Raw genomic sequence first — 22,292 nt, forward strand, 5'->3', positions numbered from 1 at the left:
GATCATCCATTCATCAATACTTCCAACTGCTCCTGCACTTCAAGCCATTCTATTTCGACTTCTTCCAACTGTTTTTGGGTTGTCACTTGCTTTGCCAAGGTATCGGTCAATTTAGCTTTATTTTCTGCGTCATAAATTTCAGGGGAAGCCAAGGTTTCTTCTAGGGTTGTTAAACTAGCGGTAAGTTTCTCTAACTCTTTTTCCAACTGCGTCAGCTTTTTACGCAGTGGGGCGGCTTGTTGGCGTAATTCGGCTTCTTGGCGTTTCTGCTCTTTGCGGTTTACCGCACTGTTTTCATTGTGACAAGCGGTCGAATTGTCCGCTTTTTTTGCAGATTCCAACTGAGCATTCAGCTCGTTTAGCCATTTTTGGTAGTCTTCCAAATCGCCGTTAAATTCTTCCACTTTGCCGTCGTGAACTAAATAAAATTCATTGACGGTACTGCGTAATAAATGGCGGTCGTGGGAGACGATCACCAGCGATCCTTCATATTGCGTCAGGGCTTCCGTCAAGGCTTGACGCATATCGAGATCTAAGTGGTTGGTCGGTTCGTCGAGCAACAGTAAATTCGGGCGTTGCCATACGATAAGCGCAAGCACAAGGCGAGCTTTTTCACCGCCAGAGAAAGAATTGACCGCTTGTTTGACTTTATCGCCGTGAAACGCAAAACCGCCTAAATAGTTGCGTAGTTCCTGTTCGGTTTTTTCAGGGGCAAGGCGAGCTAAATGCCACAAGGCATTTTCATCTGCTCTTAAGGTGTCTAATTGATGTTGAGCGAAGTAGCCAAGTTGAACACCTTTTGCCAGTTGCGTATGCCCTGATTGTGCTTGAATTTCCCCTGCCAGTAGCTTAATCAAGGTGGATTTTCCTGCACCGTTTCGCCCTAATAAACCAATGCGAGAACCAGGTACTAGGTTGAGTTTGACTGATTGCAATACGGTTCTTTCGCCATAGCCTGCACTGACTTTTTCCATCATTAATAAAGGGTTGGGCAGTGAAAGTGGCTCTCTAAATTCAAATGAAAATGGGCTATCCGCATAAGCTGGGGCAATCAGTTCCATTTTTTCAAGGGCTTTGACACGGCTTTGAGCCTGTTTTGCTTTGGTGGCTTTGGCTTTAAAACGGTCGATAAATTTCTGTAAATGGGCGATTTTTTGCTGCTGTTGTTGGTAAGCCGCATTTTGTTGAGCGAGTTTCGTTGCTCGCTGGATTTCAAACGAACTGTAATTGCCTGTGTAATCAAATAGTTTTTGCTGTTCGATATGTAAGATACGGTCGATGATCGGATCGAGAAAATCTCGGTCGTGGGAAATCAGCAACAACGTACCACGATAGTTACTTAACCAGCGTTCAAGCCAAATCACCGCGTCTAAATCTAAGTGGTTGGTTGGCTCGTCAAGTAGCAACAAATCGGAACGGCAAATTAAGGCTTGAGCCAAATTTAACCGCATTCGCCAACCGCCCGAAAAGGATTTTACCGGCAGTTGAAGCTGTTCGGTGCTAAAACCTAAGCCATTAAGTAGAGTTGAAGCTCTGGATTGAATTGTCCAAGCGTCAATGGTATCCAGTTGGGCGTGTAAGGTGGCAATCAAATTACCGTTATTCTCAAGGTTGGCTTGCTCAAGTTGAGCTGTGAGTTGGGTATATTCCCGATCACCTTGGATTACATAATCCAACGCAGAAATATCCAATGCAGGGGTTTCTTGGTTTACCCACGCAATCGACCAGTTTTTAGGATAGCTTGCATCACCACCTTCTGCCTGTAATTCATTTTTTAATAGGGCAAAAAGCGACGATTTACCACAGCCGTTTTTGCCGATTAAGCCGACTTTTTGCCCGGTATAAATAGTGGCATTCGCTTGTTCAAGTAAAATCGTTTGACCACGTTTTAATGTTAAGTTTGTAAAAAAGATCATTGAAATTTAAATAAGTTATTTGGTTTTAGGGAGAATTTGTTGCACAATAACGCCATGTTTTATTTTAGTCGAGAAAATCAATGTTTGATTCGTTAGTTGTCCAGTTTGTTGTACTTTGGGCGGTTATTGACCCAATCGGTTCTATTCCGGTTTATTTGGCAAAAACCGTGGGTTTATCACCGGAAGATCGCCGTAAGATTGCCCGTAATGCGATTTTAATTGCGGCGGGGATTTTACTCTTTTTCTTGGTATTAGGACAATGGCTGCTTGATGCGATGCAGATTCCTTTATCGGCATTCCAAATTGCCGGGGGGTTAGTTTTATTACTTTTTGCGTTGACGATGATTTTTGGCGAAAGTAAGCCGGATCAGGAGATCAAAATGAAAAGTAATTTACACGAATTAGCGGTTTATCCGTTGGCGGTACCGTCGATTGCATCTCCGGGAGCGATGATGGCAGTGGTATTATTGACGGATAACCATCGTTATAGCTTTAGTGATCAAGTGATTACCACCGGTATTATGTTATCCGTATTGCTGATTACTTATCTTTTATTCTTAATTGCAAACCGTATTCAGCATTTTATCGGAAATGCCGGTGCGGCCATTATCAGCCGTGTCATGGGCTTAATTCTTTCTGCAGTAGCGATTAATAATATCTTGCTGGGGTTGAAAGATTTTATTACACAGGCACAGATGGGGTAATATACATTGCATAACCGAAATGTAGGGGCGGGGTTTATCCCCGCCCGTTTGGTTTAATTTGGATGCGGGCGGGGATAAACCTGCCCCTACGAACAAATAATACACAATCCTTTTCACATATTTTATGTATCAACAATTGTATTTATCAGGGAACACCCAATGTCTTTACTTCCACTTTCTCAAGCGCTCGACACGATGCTAAACCAACTGTCACGTCCAACATCACAAGAGATCATTCCGCTTGATCAAGCGGTAAACCGAATTTGTGCTGATGATATTTTCTCACCGATTAACGTGCCGAATTTTGATAACTCTGCAATGGACGGCTATGCGGTACGAATGGCAGATCTTGAACATTCCACTACGCTACAAATCGCCGGTAAAGCCTTTGCTGGTAATCCGTTTCTGGCTGAAATGCCACAAGGAAGCTGTGTACGGATTATGACGGGGGCAAAAGTGCCAGTGGAAGCCGACGTTGTGGTGATGCAGGAAGATACAACACTGAATGCAGATGGCACTGTCACCATTAATCGCCTACCGAAGAAATTGGGGGATAATATCCGCCGTATTGGTGAAGATGTGAAGCAAGGGGCATTGGTGCTGGCAAAAGGCAGTCTATTAAATGTGGCAAGCCTACCGCTATTGGCTTCGCTGGGGATTGATAAAGTTGCCGTTTATCCACGTTTGAAAGTCGCTATTCTTTCAACGGGTGATGAATTAGTCTCTGTTGGAAATCCGTTGCAAGAAGGACAAATTTACGACACTAACCGTTTTACCGTCCGTCTTTTGCTAGAAAAAATGGATTGTGAAATTGTCGATTACGGCATTTTGCCGGATGATCCTAGTCTGTTTGAAAAGACCTTTACCGAAGCACAACAAACCGCCGATGTGTTAATTACAAGTGGCGGTGTGTCCGTTGGGGAAGCGGATTTCACCAAAGGTGTATTGGAAAAACTGGGGCAAATCGGCTTTTGGAAAATTGCGATGAAGCCTGGCAAACCTTTTGCATTTGGTAAATTGGAAAACGCGTGGTTCTTTGGTTTACCGGGTAATCCTGTGTCTGCTTTAGTCACTTTCTATCAACTTGTTCAGCCTGCATTATTGAAACTCGCGGGCAGATCCGATGAACATATTGCAAACTTTTCGCCTAATCTGACCGCTTGTAGCGCTGTTCCACTCAAGAAGGCTGTTGGTCGCCAAGATTTCCAACGGGGCTTTTTCTATGCGAATGAAAATGGACAACTTGAAGTAAAAACCGTTGGAACACAAGGATCGCATATTTTTAGTGCGTTTAATGAAAGCAACTGTTTTATTGTACTTGAACAAGAACGTGCCAATGTTGCCGTGGGTGAACAAGTGACTATTCAGCCGTTTAACCATTTATTAAGATAGTATGCAGCTTACTGATCACGAAATGTTACGTTATAACCGCCAAATCATACTAAGAAGTGTCGATTTTGACGGGCAAGAGAAATTGAAAGCCAGTCGCGTATTGATTGTCGGCTTGGGTGGGCTTGGTTGTTCTGCAAGTCAGTACCTTGCCACTGCGGGTATCGGACATTTAACCTTAGTCGATTTTGATACGGTTTCACTCTCGAATTTACAACGTCAGGTGTTACATACTGATGCGACTATCGGAGTGCCGAAAGTGATTTCGGCAAAAGCCCGTTTAGCCGAATTGAATCCGAATATTGATATTTTCACTATTGACGAAAAATTGACAAAAGAAGAGTGGGATCGGTTGATTCCGCAATATGATATTGTGCTTGATTGTACGGATAACGTCGATAGCCGTAATGTATTGAATCAAGTATGTTTTAAATATAAAAAAGCATTCGTTTCAGGTTCCGCAATCCGTTTTGAAGGGCAAATCAGCGTATTCCGTTATGGAGAAAACGAACCGTGTTACCAATGCTTAAGTCAGCTTTTCGGACAAAATGTATTGAGTTGTGTTGAAGCCGGCGTCATTGCCCCGATTGTCGGTGTCGTGGGCAGTCTTCAAGCTTTAGAAGTTATGAAGGTATTGTTGAATATCGGGAATACCTTATCGGGTAAGCTGTTGATGATCGACGGATTACATTTTTCCATCAGAGAAATGCAACTACCGAAACAAGCGGGCTGTTCGGTATGCGATGAAAAAAATGAATAAAGTAATTATTTTCAAGAAGTGCAAAGTTTGGTCTAGTTATTTGACCCCTAAAACGGTTTAGCATACTATTTAGCTAGTGATGTTCCTGAGCTGAATTTTGTGTAAAAAATCAAAATTGTAGCAGAAATAGGAATTAACGATTTCCTCCTTTAGTTTTTTACTTTTGATCTTGTTTTATTTGTCTCCTTTTATAAAACAGTGATTCATACCTCCTAGAATTAGATCAAAAGTGTTGCTCTCAGAATTCTGAGGGCTTTTTTTTTGCCCGTTTCTTATCCGGCTATGTCATGTTATTGATAAAACAGTGTGTGAAAACACACTGTTGTCATTTGTAAGTTTTCCTCAACAACCGACCACTTGTTATTAACAAAAATGATGAATCAGTTTTTTCAACAAATCGCGGGTCGGCTCAATAAAGTCCGTCGCTAAAAATTCATCCGGCTGATGTGCTTGTTCAATAGAGCCCGGACCGAGTATCAGTGTCGGGCAAAGCTGTTGAATAAAAGGCGCTTCAGTACAGTAATTAACCGCATCACATTTTTCGCCCAACAGTTTCTCGACAACCTGAACCACTTGAGCGGAATGCTCGCATTCATAGCCCGGGATGCCGTCATGGAGCGCTCGGATCTGAATTCTGTCTCCCCATTGTTCAATCAACGGAGCAAGATGTTGGCGTAAGATATCTTCCAAATCTTGTACCGCCAGATTAGGAAGCGGTCGCATATCCAATTGCAATTCACAACAGGCACAGATACGATTGATGGCATCGCCGCCGTGAATGTTGCCGAAATTCATGGTCGGGTATGGCACTTGAAACAGCGGATTGTGATATTTCTGTTTAAGTTGATTGCGTAATTGAATTAACTGCCCGGTGACGTCGTGCATGATTTCAATGGCATTGATGCCTTTTGACGGATCACTGGAATGCCCAGACTGCCCGATGATACGTACGGCTTGCCCCATATGACCTTTGTGCGCTCGGATCGGTTTGAGTGAAGTCGGTTCGCCGATAATCGCACAATCGGGACGAATATGAGTATGTCGGGCGAAGGTTCTTGCGCCAAGCATTGTGGTTTCTTCATCCGCCGTGGCTAAAATGCGTAACGGTTTGGTCAGTTTGGTGAGATCGATTTGGCTGACGGCATCAACGACAAAAGCAAAAAAGCCTTTCATATCGGCGGTACCCAAACCATAAAGTTTGCCGTCTTTTTCGGTCAGTTTGAACGGATCTACGCTCCAGCGGTCTTGATCAAACGGAACGGTATCGGTATGTCCCGCCAATAGTAAGCCGCCTTCGCCTTCCCCGTAGGTGGCGAGTAAATTGTATTTTTGCCGACTGCCTTCTACGGCGATGATGTCCGTTTTAAAACCATAGTCGCTCAACCAATCCGCCAACCGTTCAATCAACACTTGATTGGATTGATCGTACTCGGCCTCCAAACTACTGATTGTCGGGATTTCGATGAGCTGTTTGTAACGTTCGATAAAAGTCAATGTTGTCATGCTTTATCTCTTTAAAAATAATATAAAAAAGTATTGTAACCATTATACCGGCTCGATTTTATTGCATTCGGGCGGGATTTCAAATGTATGGTGCGTTTCAGCAAGTGTACGGAGAAAAATATTATTAGTTAAATCCTCTAATGAATATACTATTGCATTTATTTGGACTTTTTTTATACCGATAAGCGTACAGCGTGAAGTAAAATGGGCACCTAATACGGCATTAAGCGGAATATTCTCTAGTTGTTGAATCGGAACGAATTCCACACTGAAATAGGCGGCGAGATGTCGGGGCGCAAATTTCATACCGTGTTGTTCAAGTAAGCTTCGTTTAATGGCAGAAAAATAAAGATCTTCCGCGTGTTGAATATGTTGTTGGGAAAAATCCCATTGTAATGTGAGCGGATGGGATTGAAACGGATTACATGCAGCAACTTCAATAGTAAGTCCCAATTCTCTCGGTGCATTTAACAGTTTACGGCTACGTAAACTAAAGCCACCGTTTTGCCATTCGTAGAAATATTCCGGGGCATTATCTTTATGAGCCAACCAAACATCGGGATTAAAATGACGAATAAATTGGTTGTCTCGAATTTCGGCTAAGTCCGGCAAAGGCGCCCCGATGTAATCATATTCAAAAAATTCATCACGCCAGTTATTACCGTTGATCACCCAACCGTCATGTTGTACGACAAGGCAAAAATCTGTTTCAATCAGTTGCCCTAATCCGTAAATCATAAATAAGTTATATTCAAAATAACTGAACGGTTGGCAGGGAATATGTTGAATGTGATCAGGTAAAACGTCGGGACGTTCAGGGCTAATCAATAAACATTTTATGTGAGGAATCCTTCCTTGTAATTCTTGAAAACTGGTTTCAATAGCATAGACTGAACCTTGAGCATATCCTTGGTGTCCGGTGACGCTAGCAATAGTTAAGGTCGGCGATGACATATCGTCTCCACAATAAATGAAATGAGAGTGTTAATTTATCATAACACCTCGTCGAAATTAAAAATTATTTGTCATCGTTGGGTGAAAAATGTATTATGGACGTCTAGACGGAAATACTTCCAAAAAGAATTCGTGACAAGCGGTCGGAAATTGCAAAATTTTTGCAAAAACAGACCGCTTGTTTATTACAGATAATTAATATAAATCAATAGGATAAAGTCAATGTCAATCAACTTATTTACCTCGGAATCGGTATCCGAAGGGCATCCGGATAAAATCGCAGACCAAATCTCAGATGCAGTATTAGACGAAATTCTCAAACAAGACCCGAAAGCACGTGTGGCGTGTGAAACCTACGTAAAAACAGGTATGGCACTTGTAGGCGGTGAAATCACCACTTCTGCTTGGGTGGATATTGAAAACTTAACTCGCCAAGTGATTTGCGACATCGGCTATACCCATTCAGATATGGGCTTTGATGCTCACTCTTGTGCAGTATTAAATGCTATCGGTAAACAATCACCGGACATCAATCAAGGAGTGGATCGTGCTAACCCGTTAGAGCAAGGTGCAGGCGACCAAGGGATTATGTTTGGTTATGCGACAAATGAAACGGAAGTGTTAATGCCGGCTCCAATCACTTACGCTCACCGCTTAATGGAACAACAAGCGAAAGTGCGTAAGTCAGGCAAATTAGATTGGTTACGCCCTGATGCAAAAAGCCAATTAACCTTTATTTACGAAGATAACAAAATCAAAGGTATTGATGCTGTGGTGCTTTCAACCCAACACGCAGAACACGTTGATCAGAAAACGGTGTTTGAAGGTGTGATGGAAGAGATCATCAAGCCTGTATTACCAAGCGAATGGTTAAGCCAAAATACTAAATACTTTATCAACCCGACAGGTCGTTTCGTGATCGGCGGTCCAATGGGCGACTGTGGTTTAACGGGTCGTAAAATTCTCGTTGATACCTACGGCGGTGCAGCTCGTCACGGTGGCGGAGCTTTCTCGGGTAAAGATCCGTCAAAAGTGGATAGATCAGCTGCCTATGCTGCACGTTATGTCGCAAAAAACATTGTCGCTGCAGGTTTAGCAGATCGTTGTGAAATTCAGCTTTCTTATGCGATCGGTATTGCAGAGCCGACATCAATTATGGTGGAAACCTTTGGCACAGGCAAAGTAAGCAATGAAGTATTAGTGCGTTTAGTGCGTGAACATTTCGATTTACGCCCATACGGCTTAATCAAAATGTTAGATTTAATCCGTCCGATTTATCGTGAAACTGCCGCTTACGGACACTTCGGTCGTGAGCATTTCCCTTGGGAAAAAACGGATAAAGCGGAAGCATTAAGAGCGGATGCGAAATAGGTCAACATCATCAATGGGCGAACAGTGTTCGCCCTTTTCTTACGCGTATGTTCGACAGTCATATTCATTTGGATCAATATGCGGAATCTCAGATTCGTAACATCATCCAAAACCCAAAACTGGCAGGTGTGCTTGCGGTCGCAACAGATTTAGCCAGTAGCCAACGTTTATTGGCACTTAAACAGCAATTCCCACATATTTATATCGCAGCAGGTTTTCATCCCGAACAGCCTTTACCTTCATTCGTAGAACAAGAACAACTGTTTGAATGGATTGCAAAAAATCATCAAGAACTGACCGCTTGCGGTGAAGTCGGTTTGCCCTATTATCTAAAACGTGAGCAGCCGAATTTGGATTATCAGCCTTATATTGAACTTTTAGAACGGTTTATCGTGCTCTGCAAGCGGTACGATTTGCCGATAAATTTGCAAATAAAAAAAGAGAATGGTTGCCCATTCTCTTTTTAATATAGATAAGAATTAAAGTGCTTTTAAGATATCATCCACACGTTCTTTTGCATCACCAAATAACATTTGGGTATTTTCTTTAAAGAACAGCGGGTTTTGAACACCGGCATAACCTACCGCCATTGAGCGTTTGAACACGATGACGTTTTGTGCTTTCCACACTTCTAATACCGGCATACCGGCAATCGGGCTGTTCGGATCATCCATTGCCGCAGGGTTAACGGTATCATTCGCCCCGATAACCAAGACAACATCGGTATCCGGGAAATCTTCGTTAATTTCGTCCATTTCCAACACCACATCGTAAGGAACTTTTGCTTCAGCGAGCAAGACGTTCATGTGACCCGGTAAACGACCTGCAACAGGGTGGATACCGAAACGGACATTGATGCCTTTTTCACGTAATTTCGCTGTAATTTCGGCAACCGGATATTGTGCTTGCGCTACCGCCATGCCGTATCCCGGTGTGATGATCACGGAGCTTGCATTTTTAAGCATTTCAGCCACTTCTTCCGCCGTCGTTTCACGGTGTTCGCCGTATTCTTGATCATTGCTGACTTGAACATCGTTACCGAAGCCGCCGGCGATAACGCTGATGAACGAACGGTTCATCGCTTTACACATGATGTAAGAAAGAATCGCACCGGAAGAACCGACTAATGCACCTGTGACGATTAACAGGTCATTGCTGAGCATGAAACCTGCCGCCGCTGCCGCCCAACCGGAATAAGAGTTCAGCATGGAAACGACCACCGGCATGTCCGCACCGCCGATAGAGGCAACCAAGTGCCAACCGAATGCTAGGGCAATTGCCGTCATGATTAATACCGGAAAGATATTATGCGGATTATTGACGAAAACGACCATAAGTAACGCCGATACAACTAATGCGGCTAAATTCATTTTATGGCGGTGCGGTAATGTTAATGCTTTTGAGCTGATAATGCCGCGAAGCTTACCGAATGCCACCACGGAACCGGTAAAGGTAACCGCACCGATGAAGATACCTAAGAAGACTTCAACGTTGTGGATATTTTGTAATACCGGATCAGTTTCATGCGCCAAGCCGTAGCTGTTAAAGCCGACAAGTACGGCAGCCAAACCGACGAAGCTGTGAAGAATCGCCACCAATTCGGGCATTTCGGTCATTTCGACTTTTAACGCTTGGCGGATACCGATGACCGCACCGATCGCCATGGCAATCAGGATCCAAACGGTACCTTTCGATTCCGGTCCGAAAATCGTGGCGATAAGCGCAATTGTCATGCCGACAATGCCGTACCAACAACCGGCTTTTGCCGTTTCATGTTTTGACAGTCCCGCAAGACTCATAATGAAGAGGAGGGCTGCAACGATATATGCAGCTTGTACTAAACCTTCAGACATTGCTTTCTCCTTAACCTTTTCTAAACATAGCAAGCATACGTTGGGTTACTTTGAAGCCACCGAAGATATTAATACTTGCAACTAAAATTGCGATAAATGCGAGGATACTGATGAAGAATCCGCCTTGTGAGATTTGCAGTAATGCACCGACAATAATGATGCCGGAAATCGCATTGGTTACCGCCATTAACGGTGTGTGTAGAGCATGGCTGACATTCCAAACTACATAGTAACCGACAACGCACGAGAGGACGAATACGGTAAAGTGAGAAAGGAACGCTGCCGGGGCAACGGAAGCCAACCATAAGAAGGCAAGACCGGCTAATGCCATTAAACCGTATTTGATACGTGGATCCGCCGGTTTTTCTTCTTTTTTTTCTGCCGGTTTAACGGCTGCTTTTTGTTGCGGTTGAGCAGAAACTTGAATCGGCGGAGCCGGCCAAGTCACCTCACCGTCACGAATAACCGTGACACCGCGTAACACTACATCTTCAAAATTGATGTCGATTTGACCGTCTTTATTTGGTGCAAGCAGTTTGAGTAAGTTGACGAGGTTAGTCCCGTAGAGTTGAGACGATTGAGTCGGTAAACGGCTAGGAAGATCGGTATAACCAATGATTTTAACTTGGTTATCGGTGACAACGACTTCACTGGCTTTAGTATATTCGCAGTTACCGCCGGTTGCAGCCGCTAAGTCCACAATCACGCTGCCCGGTTTCATCGAGTCGACCATCTCTTTAGTGATGAGGCGAGGTGCTGGTTTACCCGGAATTAATGCCGTAGTAATGATAATATCGACTTCTTTCGCTTGTTCGGCGTATAGCGCCAATGCACGACGATTAAATTCTTCCGACATCACTTTGGCATAGCCGTCACCACTGCCGCCTTCTTCTTTGAAATCAATTTCAAGGAAGCTTGCACCCATGGATTCAACCTGCTCTTTGACTTCAGGGCGAGAGTCAAATGCACGAACGATAGCTCCTAAGCTGTTTGCAGCCCCGATGGCAGCCAAACCGGCGACACCGGCACCGATAACCAACACTTTTGCCGGCGGGACTTTACCTGCTGCGGTAATTTGACCGGTAAAGAAACTACCGAATTCATGTGCTGCCTCAACGACCGCACGATAACCGGCGATGTTTGCCATAGAACTTAACGCATCTAAGGATTGCGCGCGTGAAATACGCGGTACGGCATCCATTGCTAATACGTTAATTTTCTTTGCAGAAAGTTTAGCCATTAATTCCGGATTTTGGGCCGGCCAAATAAAGCTGACTAAGGTTGCACCTGATTTCATCAGTGCAATTTCAGCATCGGTCGGCGCATTCACCTTGAAGATAATGTCTGCGTTCCAAACTTCTTTTTGCGTGCCGACTTTCGCACCTGCTTCCACAAATGCGTTGTCTTCGAAACTTGCTTTAAAACCTGCATCGTGTTCAACGAGCACATCAAAGCCTAGTTTGAGAATTTGTTGGACTGTCTTTGGCGTTGCCGCCACACGACTTTCATTGTCCAACAGCTCTCTTGGTACACCAATAAGCATAAAGACTCCTGTATGATTTTTAGTTTAAGAATGAAATTGTTTCGTTAAGATAAAACGGCTGTAAATGTAACATTTATTTTTATCCTTCGCCAAAAAATTTCTAATAAACGGTTGAGATAGATAAAATTTAAGGGGGATCGCGTAATTCTTTTAAAAAAATGTATTAAATATTGGAGTTATGGCACTTTTTTGCTATATTTAGCACAATTTTTGCCCCTTGCGGGGCTTTTGTTTTTTGATTCAAACATCATTATCAATAATGGAACACCCTTATGTTTAAAAAATTTCTTGGACTCTTCTCAAACGATCTTTCTATCGATTTAGGTACGGCAAATACACTGATTTATGTTAAAGGACAAGGTATCGTTTTAGATGAACCTTCCGTTGTTGCAGTTCGCCAAGACAGAATTGGTTCGTTAAAAAGTATTGCGGCAGTAGGAACGGATGCCAAATCCATGTTGGGTCGTACCCCGAAAAGTATTTTAGCGATTCGTCCGATGAAAGACGGTGTGATCGCGGATTTCTATGTGACTGAAAAAATGTTACAGCACTTTATCAAACAAGTACACAGCAATAATTTTATGAAGCCAAGCCCACGTGTATTGGTTTGTGTACCAGCGGGGGCGACGCAAGTAGAACGTAAAGCCATCAAAGAATCGGCAATCGGGGCAGGTGCTCGTGAAGTTTATTTAATTGAGGAACCGATGGCTGCGGCGATAGGTGCAGGTTTACCTGTTGCAGAAGCCGCAGGATCGATGGTTATCGATATTGGCGGTGGTACGACCGAAGTGGCGGTACTTTCATTGAACGGTATCGTTCATTCTTCTTCCGTGCGTATCGGTGGTGACAAATTTGATGAGGCGATTGTTGCTTATGTTCGTCGTCACTACGGTTCGGCAATCGGTGAAACTACGGCTGAGCGCATTAAGAAAGAAATTGCGACGGCATATATCCAAAATGAGGATGAAATTCGATCAATTGAAGTACATGGTCATAATCTTGCTGAAGGTGCTCCAAGAACGTTTTTATTAACATCTAAAGAGGTGTTGGAAGCCATTGAACAACCGCTAAACGGAATTGTAGAAGCGGTAAAAGCTGTATTAGAACAATGTCCTCCTGAATTAGCAGCAGATATTTTTGAACGTGGTATGGTCTTAACCGGTGGCGGTGCGTTATTACAAAATATTGATGTATTGCTTGCAAATGCAACAGGTGTACCGGTTATCGTGGCGGAAGATCCGTTAACCTGTGTGGCGCGCGGTGGTGGTAAAGCACTTGAAATGATCGATATGCACGGTGGTGATTTGTTCAGTGACGATAACTGATTCACCCTACTAAAATGAAATTGAGAATGGACAATATAGATTGATTGTCCATTTTCCTTTTAATCCGCATTTCCCTTTCGATATCCATGTAAATATATGAAACCGATTTTCGCTAAAGCCCCCTCTCTTGGTGCCCGACTGTTTTTTGCCGTGGCGATCTCTGTGAGTCTGATTTTTTTAGACGGGCGTAGCAGTATGATGATTCAAATGCGCAATGTGTTGGAAACGGCGGTAAGCGGTCTGTATTATTTTGCGAATACGCCGAGAACAGTATTGGACGGTGTCAGTAATAATTTTATTGACAGCCAAAAGCTGCAGTTGGAAAACCGAGTATTAAAAGAGCAGCTTCGTGAAAAAAATGCCGATTTGCTGCTACTTGATCAATTGAAGGTTGAAAATCAGCGTTTGCGATTATTACTCAGTTCTCCGTTACGCCAAGATGAATATAAGAAAATCGCCGAGGTATTAACAGCGGAGATGGATGCTTATCGCCAACAAGTCGTGATTAACCAAGGTGCTAATGACGGTGCATTTGTCGGACAGCCGATTATTGATGAGCGTGGTGTTGTCGGACAAGTGATTTCCGTTGGAGAAAGAAGCAGCCGGGTATTGTTGATTACGGATGTTACGCATGCAATCCCTATTCAGGTTTTACGGAGTGATGTTCGTGCCATTGCGAACGGAACGGGGCATAATGATGAGCTTATTCTCGATAACTTACCTCGTACCGTTGATATTGCGGAAGGCGATGTTCTCGTGACGTCCGGATTAGGCGGGCATTTCCCTGAAGGCTATCCGGTTGCGGTAGTCGAAAATATCATTAATGACGGTTCAAGCCATTTTGCCCGTGCAACGGCGCGTCCTTTAGCTTCACTGGATCGATTGCGTTATTTATTGTTACTTTGGCCGACCAGTGAAGAAATCCGCAAAGCACAAAGTCTTTCTCCGCAGGATGTGCGCGATGCAGTTGAAGAACGACGTCGTACGCTAAATCCGTTAGATCGACTCAATAACAGTAAAAAAATGCAGGTGAATAATGACGAGTCTAAAGAGGAGCCTGCGCTTTTAGAGGATCTTTCAGAGAATCCGGCATCACAACCTGATGTAGAAAACGGCATAGATAACAATACAGAACAAGGAGCGGAATAATGAGAGAAAATGCACTGTTTCAGCTACTCGTTTTAATTTTAATTTTTGTGGTTGCCTTTGTCTTGGAAATTATGCCTTGGCCGGTGGGCTTTCAGGGATTACGCCCAAGTTGGGTCATTCTGGTGCTGATTTATTGGGCATTGGCTTTACCGGATAAAATCAGTGTTGGTACTGCATTTTTAGCCGGTATCGTATGGGATTTGGTATTGGGCTCTATTTTGGGAATCCATGCGCTGGTTTTATCTATTGCTATTTACATTATCGCGAAGTATCACCTGATTTTAAGAAACCTTTCACTGTGGTTACAAAGCTTATTGGTGATAGTCTATGTGGCGCTAATCCGTTTTGTCATTTTCTTTGTTGAGTTGGTGCTACACAGTGCGGAATTTAATTCACAAGAATTATTCGGTGCAATATTGAGCGGTATCTTGTGGCCGTGGATTTTCTTACTGATGCGACACATACGTCGAGGACTGCATTTACGCTAATGAACAGTTTATCTTTCGATTTTTCTGCGGATTTTCGTCCCCTTTCCGCTCGAATGCGACCACGCACTTTAGCTGAATATGTCGGACAATCACACCTGATCGGCGAAGGCAAGCCCCTACGCCGAGCTATTGAAGCCGGACATAGCCACTCAATGATTTTCTGGGGTCCCCCGGGCACAGGCAAAACCACCCTTGCTGAAATTATCGCAAACGAACTTGATGCCGAAGTTGAACGCCTATCCGCCGTCACCAGCGGTATCAAAGAGATCCGAGAAGCCATCGAAAAAGCCAAACTCAACCGACAATCCGGCAGACGTACTTTACTCTTTGTTGATGAAGTCCACCGTTTTAACAAAAGCCAACAAGATGCCTTTTTACCCCACATTGAAGACGGCACCATTATTTTTATCGGTGCAACCACTGAAAATCCGTCCTTTGAACTGAATAACGCCTTGCTGTCACGGGCAAGAATTTACATTCTCAAGCCACTACAAGCGGTCGATATTCTAAAAATTTTGCAAAATGCCATTGCAGACAAAGAGCGTGGACTAGGCAATGAAAAACTCATTATTCAAGATGATGTGCTTCAACTGCTGGCGGATTACGTCAATGGTGATGGGCGTTTTTCTCTTAACTGCCTTGAATTAATGTGCGACATGGCAGAGCAATTACCACAAGGAAAATTACTGGATAAAGCCTTACTCACCGAAGTTTTAGGTGAACGTCAAGCTCGTTTTGACAAAGGTGGCGACCGCTATTACGATCTGATTTCCGCTTTACATAAATCCATTCGAGGCTCTTCCCCTGACGGTGCATTGTACTGGTACGCTCGTATTTTAACCGCTGGCGGCGATCCACTGTATGTTGCTCGCCGACTACTTGCGATAGCTTCAGAAGATGTAGGCAATGCCGATCCAAGGGCAATGCAAGTCGCCCTTGCAGCGTGGGATTGTTATACCAGAGTAGGGGCTTACGAAGGCGAACGAGCCATCGCCCAAGCGGTGATTTACCTTGCCGTTGCCCCAAAAAGCAATGCCGTTTACACCGCATTCAAACAAGCCAAACGCTTAGCCCAAGAAGGCAAAGATTACGACGTTCCCGAACATCTGCGTAATGCACCGACTAGCTTAATGAAATCCCTTGGCTATGGCGAAGAATACCGCTACGCTCATGATGAACTTAACGCCTACGCTGCTGGGGAAAACTACTTCCCTTTTGAACTGAAAGACACTCAATTATACTTCCCGACCGAACGCGGAATGGAAAAGCAAATCAAAGAAAAATTAGCGTGGCTGAGAGGGCTGGATTTGCAGAGTGATATGCAGCGTTATAAGTAGATTTTTCCTTTCACTGTTTAAGCCCCAAAATACATATTGCCAAATGTTTTCTATTCAATTCATAGGAGTATGAGACATCGTGAATAGAAAAAAATGATGCCCCTTGTAACCGAAATTACAAGGGGCAGAGCATTGCGGTCAATTCTTTTCAGAAAAGCCTTATTGTAGCAACGTTTCTCATTTCGCAGTGCAACAATATGTGAGCAATTCTACAAATTTAAATAAAACTTGTCAACAATGTGTCAGAATTATGATAATAATAACAAACGTAAACTTACATTAATTTAAAAGGAGAGTTTCAATGGAACAGAAATTATTAAATTATGTTTTAGGTCTTGATTTAGGTATTGCCTCTGTAGGATGGGCGGTTGTTGAAATTGATCAAAATGAACACCCGATTCGTTTAATTGATTTAGGGGTAAGAACCTTTGAACGAGCGGAAGTGCCTAAAACAGGGGATTCTCTCGCCCTTGCTCGCCGTTTGGCAAGAAGTAGCAGACGTTTAGTCAGACGTAGAGCCGTTCGTTTGCTCAAAGCCAAGCGTTTATTAAAACAAGAAGGGATTTTGCAAGCAGATGATGTTAAGCCATTGCCGAATAACCCTTGGGAGTTGCGTGTTAAGGGCTTGAACTACTTATTAGATCGTACGGAATGGGCGGCGGTGTTATTACATTTGTTAAAACATCGTGGCTATTTATCACAGCGTAAAAACGAAAGTAAAACCGACAATAAAGAGCTGGGGACATTGTTAAAAGGAGTGAGTGAAAACCACCAGTTATTACAAACTAAAGCATTTTCTACCCCAGCTGAAATTGCGATTAAAAAGTTCCAACAGGAAGAAGGTCATATCCGCAATCAGCGAGGAGCTTACAGCCATACCTTTGATCGTAATGACTTACTGGCAGAACTTCGTTTACTTTTCCAAAAACAACGTGAATTTCACAATCCTTATACTTCTCAATCCCTTGAGCAAGCCATTGCAGGATTATTAATGTGGCAAAAACCTGCATTATCTGGCGAAGCTATCTTAAAAATGTTAGGGAAATGTACCTTTGAACCCACCGAATATAAAGCTGCTAAAAATAGTTATAGTGCAGAATATTTTGTGTGGCTTACTAGGCTCAATAATTTACGCATTTTAGAAAACGGTTCAGATCGTGGGCTAACGGCTGAAGAACGTCAATTACTGATACATCAACCTTTTGAAAAAGCGAAATTTACTTATGCTCAAGCACGGAAACTGCTGGAATTATCGGATTTAGCGATTTTTAAAGGCGTACGTTACGGCAAAGATAATGCGGAAAGTGCAACCTTAATGGAAATGAAGGCTTGGCATGCCATTCGCAAAGCCTTAGAAAATAATGGGTTGAAAACCGAATGGAACGGCTTAAAAACCAAACCAGCGTTGTTGGATAAAATCGGTACGGCTTTTTCGATTTATAAAACTGATGAAGATATTAGCCAATATCTCAATGGCGAGTTACCGACTGCGGTATTAAATGCCCTATTAGAAAATCTGAGTTTTGATAAATTTATTCAACTCTCTTTGCAAAGTTTAGCCAAAATCCTACCGCTTATGGAACAAGGTTTGCGTTACGATGAGGCGTGTAAACAGGTTTATGGCGATCACTATGGTAAAAAAGAGCAACTCGAATTGCGTTTCTTACCAAAAGTTCCCGAGGAAGACATTCGTAATCCTGTGGTGCTACGTACCTTATCTCAAGCTCGAAAAGTGATTAACGGTGTGGTTCGTTTATACGGTTCACCAGCTCGTATTCATATTGAAACAGGGCGAGAAGTGGGTAAATCTTTTAGTGAACGCCGAGATATTACCAAGCGTCAGGAAGAAAATCGCAATGAGCGACAAAGAGCGGTAGAAAAATTTAAAGAATTTTTCCCTGCTTTTGTGGGTGAGCCAAAAGCGAAAGATATTCTAAAAATGCGTCTTTATGAGCAACAACACGGTAAATGTTTATATTCAGGCAAAGAGTTAGATTTAAACCGCTTGCTTGAAAAAGGCTATGTAGAAATTGATCACGCATTACCGTTCTCTCGTACTTGGGATGACAGTTTTAATAATAAAGTGTTAGTGCTTGCCGGTGAAAATCAGAACAAAGGTAATCAAACACCTTATGAGTGGTTAAATGGTAAAGACAACTCAGAGCGTTGGAAACTATTTCAGGCGTTGGTTAATGGTAGCCGTTTCCCTTATAGCAAAAAACAACGGGTCTTAACGCTGCAGCTTGATGAAGAAGGATTTAAAAAACGTAACTTGAATGATACTCGCTATGTAGCACGTTTTCTATGCCATTTTATTGAAGACAATATGCAATTAGTCGGGCGAGGCGAAAGACGTGTATTTGCCTCAAATGGTCAAATTACCGCTCTACTTCGTAGAAGTTGGGGCATTAAAAAAGTGCGTGAAGAGAATGACCGCCATCACGCAGTCGATGCAATTGTCGTCGCTTGTTCTACTCGTGCATTACAAAAGAAAATTACCGATTATGTGCGTGATAAAGAGATGAATGTGTTTAAGGGGGAAAAAATTGATCAGGAAACGGGAGAAATCATCCGTTTCCATTTCCCTGAACCTTGGAAATTCTTCCGTCAAGAAGTGGAAATTCGCGTATTTAGCGAAAACCCGGCAGAAGATGTCGTTATCGCCTTGCCGGATCGACCGCAAGCAAATCACGAGTTTATTCAACCGCTCTTTGTTTCACGAGCTCCAACACGCAAAATGACGGGGCAAGGGCATAAAGAAACTATTAGATCAGCAAAACCATTAAAAACTGGGTTTATTTTATCCAAAATTTCTCTTTCAGACCTCACATTAGATAGTTTAAAAAATATGGTTAATCCAGAAAGAGATAAGGACTTATATAACGATCTGATGAAACGTTTACTAGAATATGGCAACGATCCTAAGAAAGCATTTGAAGAACCCTTCTATAAAAAAGGCGGAGTATTAGTAAAATCTATTAAAGTAAAAATGCCAGATACCAAAGAAATTAATAAATTGAAATCTGGTATAAATGTTAGGGGTGGTATTGCTACTAATCCTGAAATGGTGCGAGTAGATGTCTTTATTAAAGGCGGAAAATATTTCCTTGTTCCGATTTATACTTGGCAAGTCGCAAAAGGGATTTTGCCGAATAGGGCTGTGGTTGCGAATAAAGATGAAGCTGAATGGGAAGAAATGGATAAAAATGCTACCTTCCAGTTTGCACTTTATCCAAATGATTTAGTGGAAGTGGTAACGAAGAAAGAAAAATTCTTTGGATATTATATCGGTTTAGATAGATCAAATGGTCGTATTAAGCTAAGAGAACACGATCTAGATAAACAAAAAGGTGAAGAAGGAGAATATCGTTTGGGAACAAAAACGGCTATTTCTATCCAAAAATACCAAGTTGATGAACTCGGTAAAAACATTCGACCTTGTCGTTTAATGAAAAAACGTCCACCTGTTCGTTAATTTTAAATCCCTGTTTTCAATGAAAGCAGGGATTTTTTTCAATTCAAGGAGAAGGTTATGAGCTGGCGAAGTATTTTAATCAGTAACGGAGGAAAGTTATCCTTAAAACATAAACAGATGTTAATCCAACAAGAAGAGCAGGAATTTACTGTTCCCCTTGAAGATATTGCCATTGTCGTGGTGGAAAGTCGGGAAACGGTAATCACCATTCCGCTACTTTCGGCTTTCGCTCAACAAGGTATCACACTACTTAGCTGTGATGAGCAATTTTTACCTTGTGGGCAGTGGTTGCCTTTCGCTCAATATCATCGCCAATTAAAAACACTTAAACTACAACTTGAAGCAAGCCAACCGCAGAAAAAGCAACTTTGGCAACGGATTGTGCAGCAGAAAATCCGCAATCAAGCCTTTGCGCTTACCCAATCCCATCACCCTAAAGAAGCGAAAAGATTGTGTGCAATGGCGACGCAAGTGAAATCAGGTGATAAAGAAAATATAGAGGCACAAGCTGCTCAACTCTATTTTCAAACGGCATTTGGTAAGGATTTTCGTCGCTGGCAAGAAAATCACATTAACGCTCATCTGAACTATGCTTATACGATATTACGATCCGCAGTGGCAAGGGCGTTAGTACAATATGGTTGGCTACCTGCATTAGGGCTGTTTCATCATAATGAACAAAACCCCTTTAACCTTGCTGATGATTTTATTGAACCATTTCGCCCCTTGGTCGATTTAATGGTATGGCATCTTTGGAAAGAAAATAAGCTCGATAACGGCTTAACCCCAGCGACTAAACAACAGCTTATTCGTTTATTGCATTATCAAATGAGCATTAATCAACAGACGTTTAGTGTATTAGCTACCATAGACAGAGCTATTGCGTCCTTTCAAAATGCGTTAATGAGTAAAGATGCGGATTTGTTAAAACTTCCCGAAATCTTACCGCTTGAGGAACATCGTTATGAGTGAGGCAAAATTTATGCGAATGATCGTCTTTTTTGACTTACCCGTCACCACCGTGGCGAAACGCAAAGCCGCCAATCAGTTTCGCCAATTTTTATTAAAAGATGGCTACCAAATGTTACAGCTTTCAGTGTATGCCCGCATTGTTCGGGGACGAGATGCATTAGATAAGCATCATAAAAGACTTTGTGAACATCTGCCTGAAGAAGGTTCAATCCGTTGCTTAGAAGTTACAGAAAAACAGTTTGCTAGTATGCAGATTTTATTAGGAGAGTTGAAGGTTCAAGAGAAAAAAGTTAATGCAAACCAAATGCTACTTTTTTAATAAAAAATATTGAAATACTGAAAATCATATAACAGTCTGATTGCTTTTATTTTGAACAAAAATATTGTTTAAACGCTTGTTTAATGAACAGTGTTTTTTCTAAATTTATGCCTAAAAATCACTTTGGTATAAATTATGGATGATTTTTTACCACAGTTTTTTGCAAAAAATTTCACTAAACCAACCGCTTGTTGAGAGAAAATTACTTGTTTTTTATATAAATAAAATGCCCCAAACCCTTACTGGATAAGACTTTGGAGCATAGGTATTGTAGCACTGCGAAATGAGAAAGGGAGCTACAACTGCAAGCGATCTGCACTCATTCTTAGAAGTATTGTAGCACTGCGAAATGAGAAAGGGAGCTACAACTCTCGACCCGATCATAACTGATCTTCTAAAATTGTAGCACTGCGAAATGAGAAAGGGAGCTACAACTGCGGTGGTGAGTTTAAAAGAACTTAACGTATTGTAGCACTGCGAAATGAGAAAGGGAGCTACAACTCTTTTTGGATTTCTTCGATCAATTCTTTTATTGTAGCACTGCGAAATGAGAAAGGGAGCTACAACAAGGTCTGCGGTATGGTAATACTGTGCCAAATTGTAGCACTGCGAAATGAGAAAGGGAGCTACAACTTTTATTAGTAAACTTACGAGAACCTTCAAATTGTAGCACTGCGAAATGAGAAAGGGAGCTACAACGGGTTGGGGTTTTCATAATATACAAGGCTCATTGTAGCACTGCGAAATGAGAAAGGGAGCTACAACGTAACAAACAGCCGGACATCCGGCTGTTTTATTGTAGCACTGCGAAATGAGAAAGGGAGCTACAACCGGTTGCCCTCGTATGTAGTAGTGCAATCAATTGTAGCACTGCGAAATGAGAAAGGGAGCTACAACCATTTCTTCACCTCATTCATTTCAGCTAAAATTGTAGCACTGCGAAATGAGAAAGGGAGCTACAACATGTTTGTCGTGGCAATCACTTAGCAATATATTGTAGCACTGCGAAATGAGAAAGGGAGCTACAACCATTGCGAAAGAGATTAACGCAGTGGCGGAATTGTAGCACTGCGAAATGAGAAAGGGAGCTACAACACGACAAACTACGCATGGAAGGCAGCATAGATTGTAGCACTGCGAAATGAGAAAGGGAGCTACAACTTTACGATATTTGCTATGTAAGCTGAATAAATTGTAGCACTGCGAAATGAGAAAGGGAGCTACAACGGTTAGC

Annotated in this window: 16 protein-coding genes, 1 pseudogene and 1 CRISPR repeat array; of the genes and pseudogenes, 12 read left to right on the forward strand and 5 right to left on the reverse strand. The window is 42.5% G+C overall.

Annotated elements, in window-relative coordinates:
- Positions 1–2 precede the first annotated feature (2 nt).
- Entirely contained in the window at positions 3–1,916 is a 1,914-nt protein-coding gene (locus tag ACEYKX_RS07475) for an ABC transporter ATP-binding protein (RefSeq protein ID WP_373767784.1), read from the reverse strand.
- Positions 1,917–1,996: 80 nt separating this feature from the next.
- Here ACEYKX_RS07475 and ACEYKX_RS07480 point away from each other — a divergent pair, with 80 nt between their 5' ends.
- From ACEYKX_RS07480 to moeB, 3 genes are all read left to right on the forward strand, one after another.
- Positions 1,997–2,620, forward strand: a complete 624-nt coding sequence (locus ACEYKX_RS07480) for a MarC family protein (protein WP_373767785.1) — start codon at positions 1,997–1,999, stop codon at positions 2,618–2,620.
- A gap of 159 nt (positions 2,621–2,779) precedes the next feature.
- A complete protein-coding gene (moeA, locus tag ACEYKX_RS07485) occupies positions 2,780–4,012 on the forward strand; it encodes a molybdopterin molybdotransferase MoeA (RefSeq protein WP_373767786.1) in 1,233 nt (410 codons plus the stop codon).
- 1 nt (position 4,013) lies between these two features.
- Positions 4,014–4,769: a molybdopterin-synthase adenylyltransferase MoeB gene (moeB, locus tag ACEYKX_RS07490; protein WP_373767787.1), complete on the forward strand. Its 756-nt coding sequence runs from the start codon at positions 4,014–4,016 to the stop codon at positions 4,767–4,769.
- Between the two features lie 363 nt (positions 4,770–5,132).
- Here moeB and argE read toward each other — a convergent pair whose 3' ends face one another.
- Both argE and ACEYKX_RS07500 read right to left on the reverse strand, forming a co-directional pair.
- The gene (argE, locus tag ACEYKX_RS07495; RefSeq protein WP_373767788.1) at positions 5,133–6,272 is read right to left on the reverse strand and encodes an acetylornithine deacetylase; all 1,140 of its coding nucleotides are present in this window, start codon (positions 6,270–6,272) and stop codon (positions 5,133–5,135) included.
- 42 nt (positions 6,273–6,314) lie between these two features.
- Positions 6,315–7,226: a DUF5672 family protein gene (locus ACEYKX_RS07500; RefSeq protein WP_373767789.1), complete on the reverse strand. Its 912-nt coding sequence runs from the start codon at positions 7,224–7,226 to the stop codon at positions 6,315–6,317.
- Between the two features lie 222 nt (positions 7,227–7,448).
- Here ACEYKX_RS07500 and metK point away from each other — a divergent pair, with 222 nt between their 5' ends.
- Together metK and ACEYKX_RS07510 are read left to right on the forward strand one after the other, a co-directional pair.
- Positions 7,449–8,597 carry a methionine adenosyltransferase gene (gene metK, locus ACEYKX_RS07505; RefSeq protein ID WP_373780676.1) on the forward strand — a complete coding sequence of 383 codons (1,149 nt, stop codon included), beginning with the start codon at positions 7,449–7,451 and terminating at the stop codon, positions 8,595–8,597.
- A 47-nt stretch (positions 8,598–8,644) separates the two neighbouring features.
- A pseudogene (locus tag ACEYKX_RS07510) lies at positions 8,645–9,031 on the forward strand (TatD family hydrolase); the annotation flags it as partial.
- A 45-nt stretch (positions 9,032–9,076) separates the two neighbouring features.
- Here the strand turns inward: ACEYKX_RS07510 and pntB are convergent.
- The gene (gene pntB, locus ACEYKX_RS07515; RefSeq protein WP_373767791.1) at positions 9,077–10,450 is read right to left on the reverse strand and encodes a Re/Si-specific NAD(P)(+) transhydrogenase subunit beta; all 1,374 of its coding nucleotides are present in this window, start codon (positions 10,448–10,450) and stop codon (positions 9,077–9,079) included.
- 10 nt (positions 10,451–10,460) lie between these two features.
- Positions 10,461–11,993 (reverse strand): Re/Si-specific NAD(P)(+) transhydrogenase subunit alpha, encoded by a 1,533-nt coding sequence (gene pntA, locus ACEYKX_RS07520; protein ID WP_373767792.1) that lies wholly within the window; start codon positions 11,991–11,993, stop codon positions 10,461–10,463.
- 272 nt (positions 11,994–12,265) lie between these two features.
- Here pntA and ACEYKX_RS07525 point away from each other — a divergent pair, with 272 nt between their 5' ends.
- From ACEYKX_RS07525 to cas2, 7 genes are all read left to right on the forward strand, one after another.
- A complete protein-coding gene (locus ACEYKX_RS07525) occupies positions 12,266–13,318 on the forward strand; it encodes a rod shape-determining protein (protein ID WP_373767793.1) in 1,053 nt (350 codons plus the stop codon).
- Between the two features lie 96 nt (positions 13,319–13,414).
- Positions 13,415–14,467: a rod shape-determining protein MreC gene (gene mreC / locus ACEYKX_RS07530; RefSeq protein ID WP_373767794.1), complete on the forward strand. Its 1,053-nt coding sequence runs from the start codon at positions 13,415–13,417 to the stop codon at positions 14,465–14,467.
- A complete protein-coding gene (gene mreD, locus ACEYKX_RS07535; RefSeq protein WP_373767795.1) occupies positions 14,467–14,955 on the forward strand; it encodes a rod shape-determining protein MreD in 489 nt (162 codons plus the stop codon). The genes mreC and mreD overlap by 1 nt, the downstream gene beginning before the upstream one ends.
- Positions 14,955–16,292, forward strand: a complete 1,338-nt coding sequence (locus ACEYKX_RS07540; protein WP_373767796.1) for a replication-associated recombination protein A — start codon at positions 14,955–14,957, stop codon at positions 16,290–16,292. The genes mreD and ACEYKX_RS07540 overlap by 1 nt, the downstream gene beginning before the upstream one ends.
- Before the next feature lie 301 nt (positions 16,293–16,593).
- Positions 16,594–19,767: a type II CRISPR RNA-guided endonuclease Cas9 gene (cas9, locus tag ACEYKX_RS07545; RefSeq protein WP_373767797.1), complete on the forward strand. Its 3,174-nt coding sequence runs from the start codon at positions 16,594–16,596 to the stop codon at positions 19,765–19,767.
- 57 nt (positions 19,768–19,824) lie between these two features.
- Positions 19,825–20,739, forward strand: a complete 915-nt coding sequence (cas1, locus tag ACEYKX_RS07550) for a type II CRISPR-associated endonuclease Cas1 (RefSeq protein WP_373767798.1) — start codon at positions 19,825–19,827, stop codon at positions 20,737–20,739.
- Positions 20,732–21,058 (forward strand): CRISPR-associated endonuclease Cas2, encoded by a 327-nt coding sequence (cas2, locus tag ACEYKX_RS07555; RefSeq protein ID WP_373767799.1) that lies wholly within the window; start codon positions 20,732–20,734, stop codon positions 21,056–21,058. Before cas1 ends, cas2 begins: the two co-directional genes overlap by 8 nt.
- A 267-nt stretch (positions 21,059–21,325) precedes the next feature.
- Positions 21,326–22,285: a CRISPR direct-repeat array (repeat unit 36 nt; unit sequence ATTGTAGCACTGCGAAATGAGAAAGGGAGCTACAAC).
- Positions 22,286–22,292: the final 7 nt, after the last annotated feature.

This window comes from Glaesserella sp. (assembly GCF_041817755.1).
Lineage (GTDB): Bacteria > Pseudomonadota > Gammaproteobacteria > Enterobacterales > Pasteurellaceae > Glaesserella.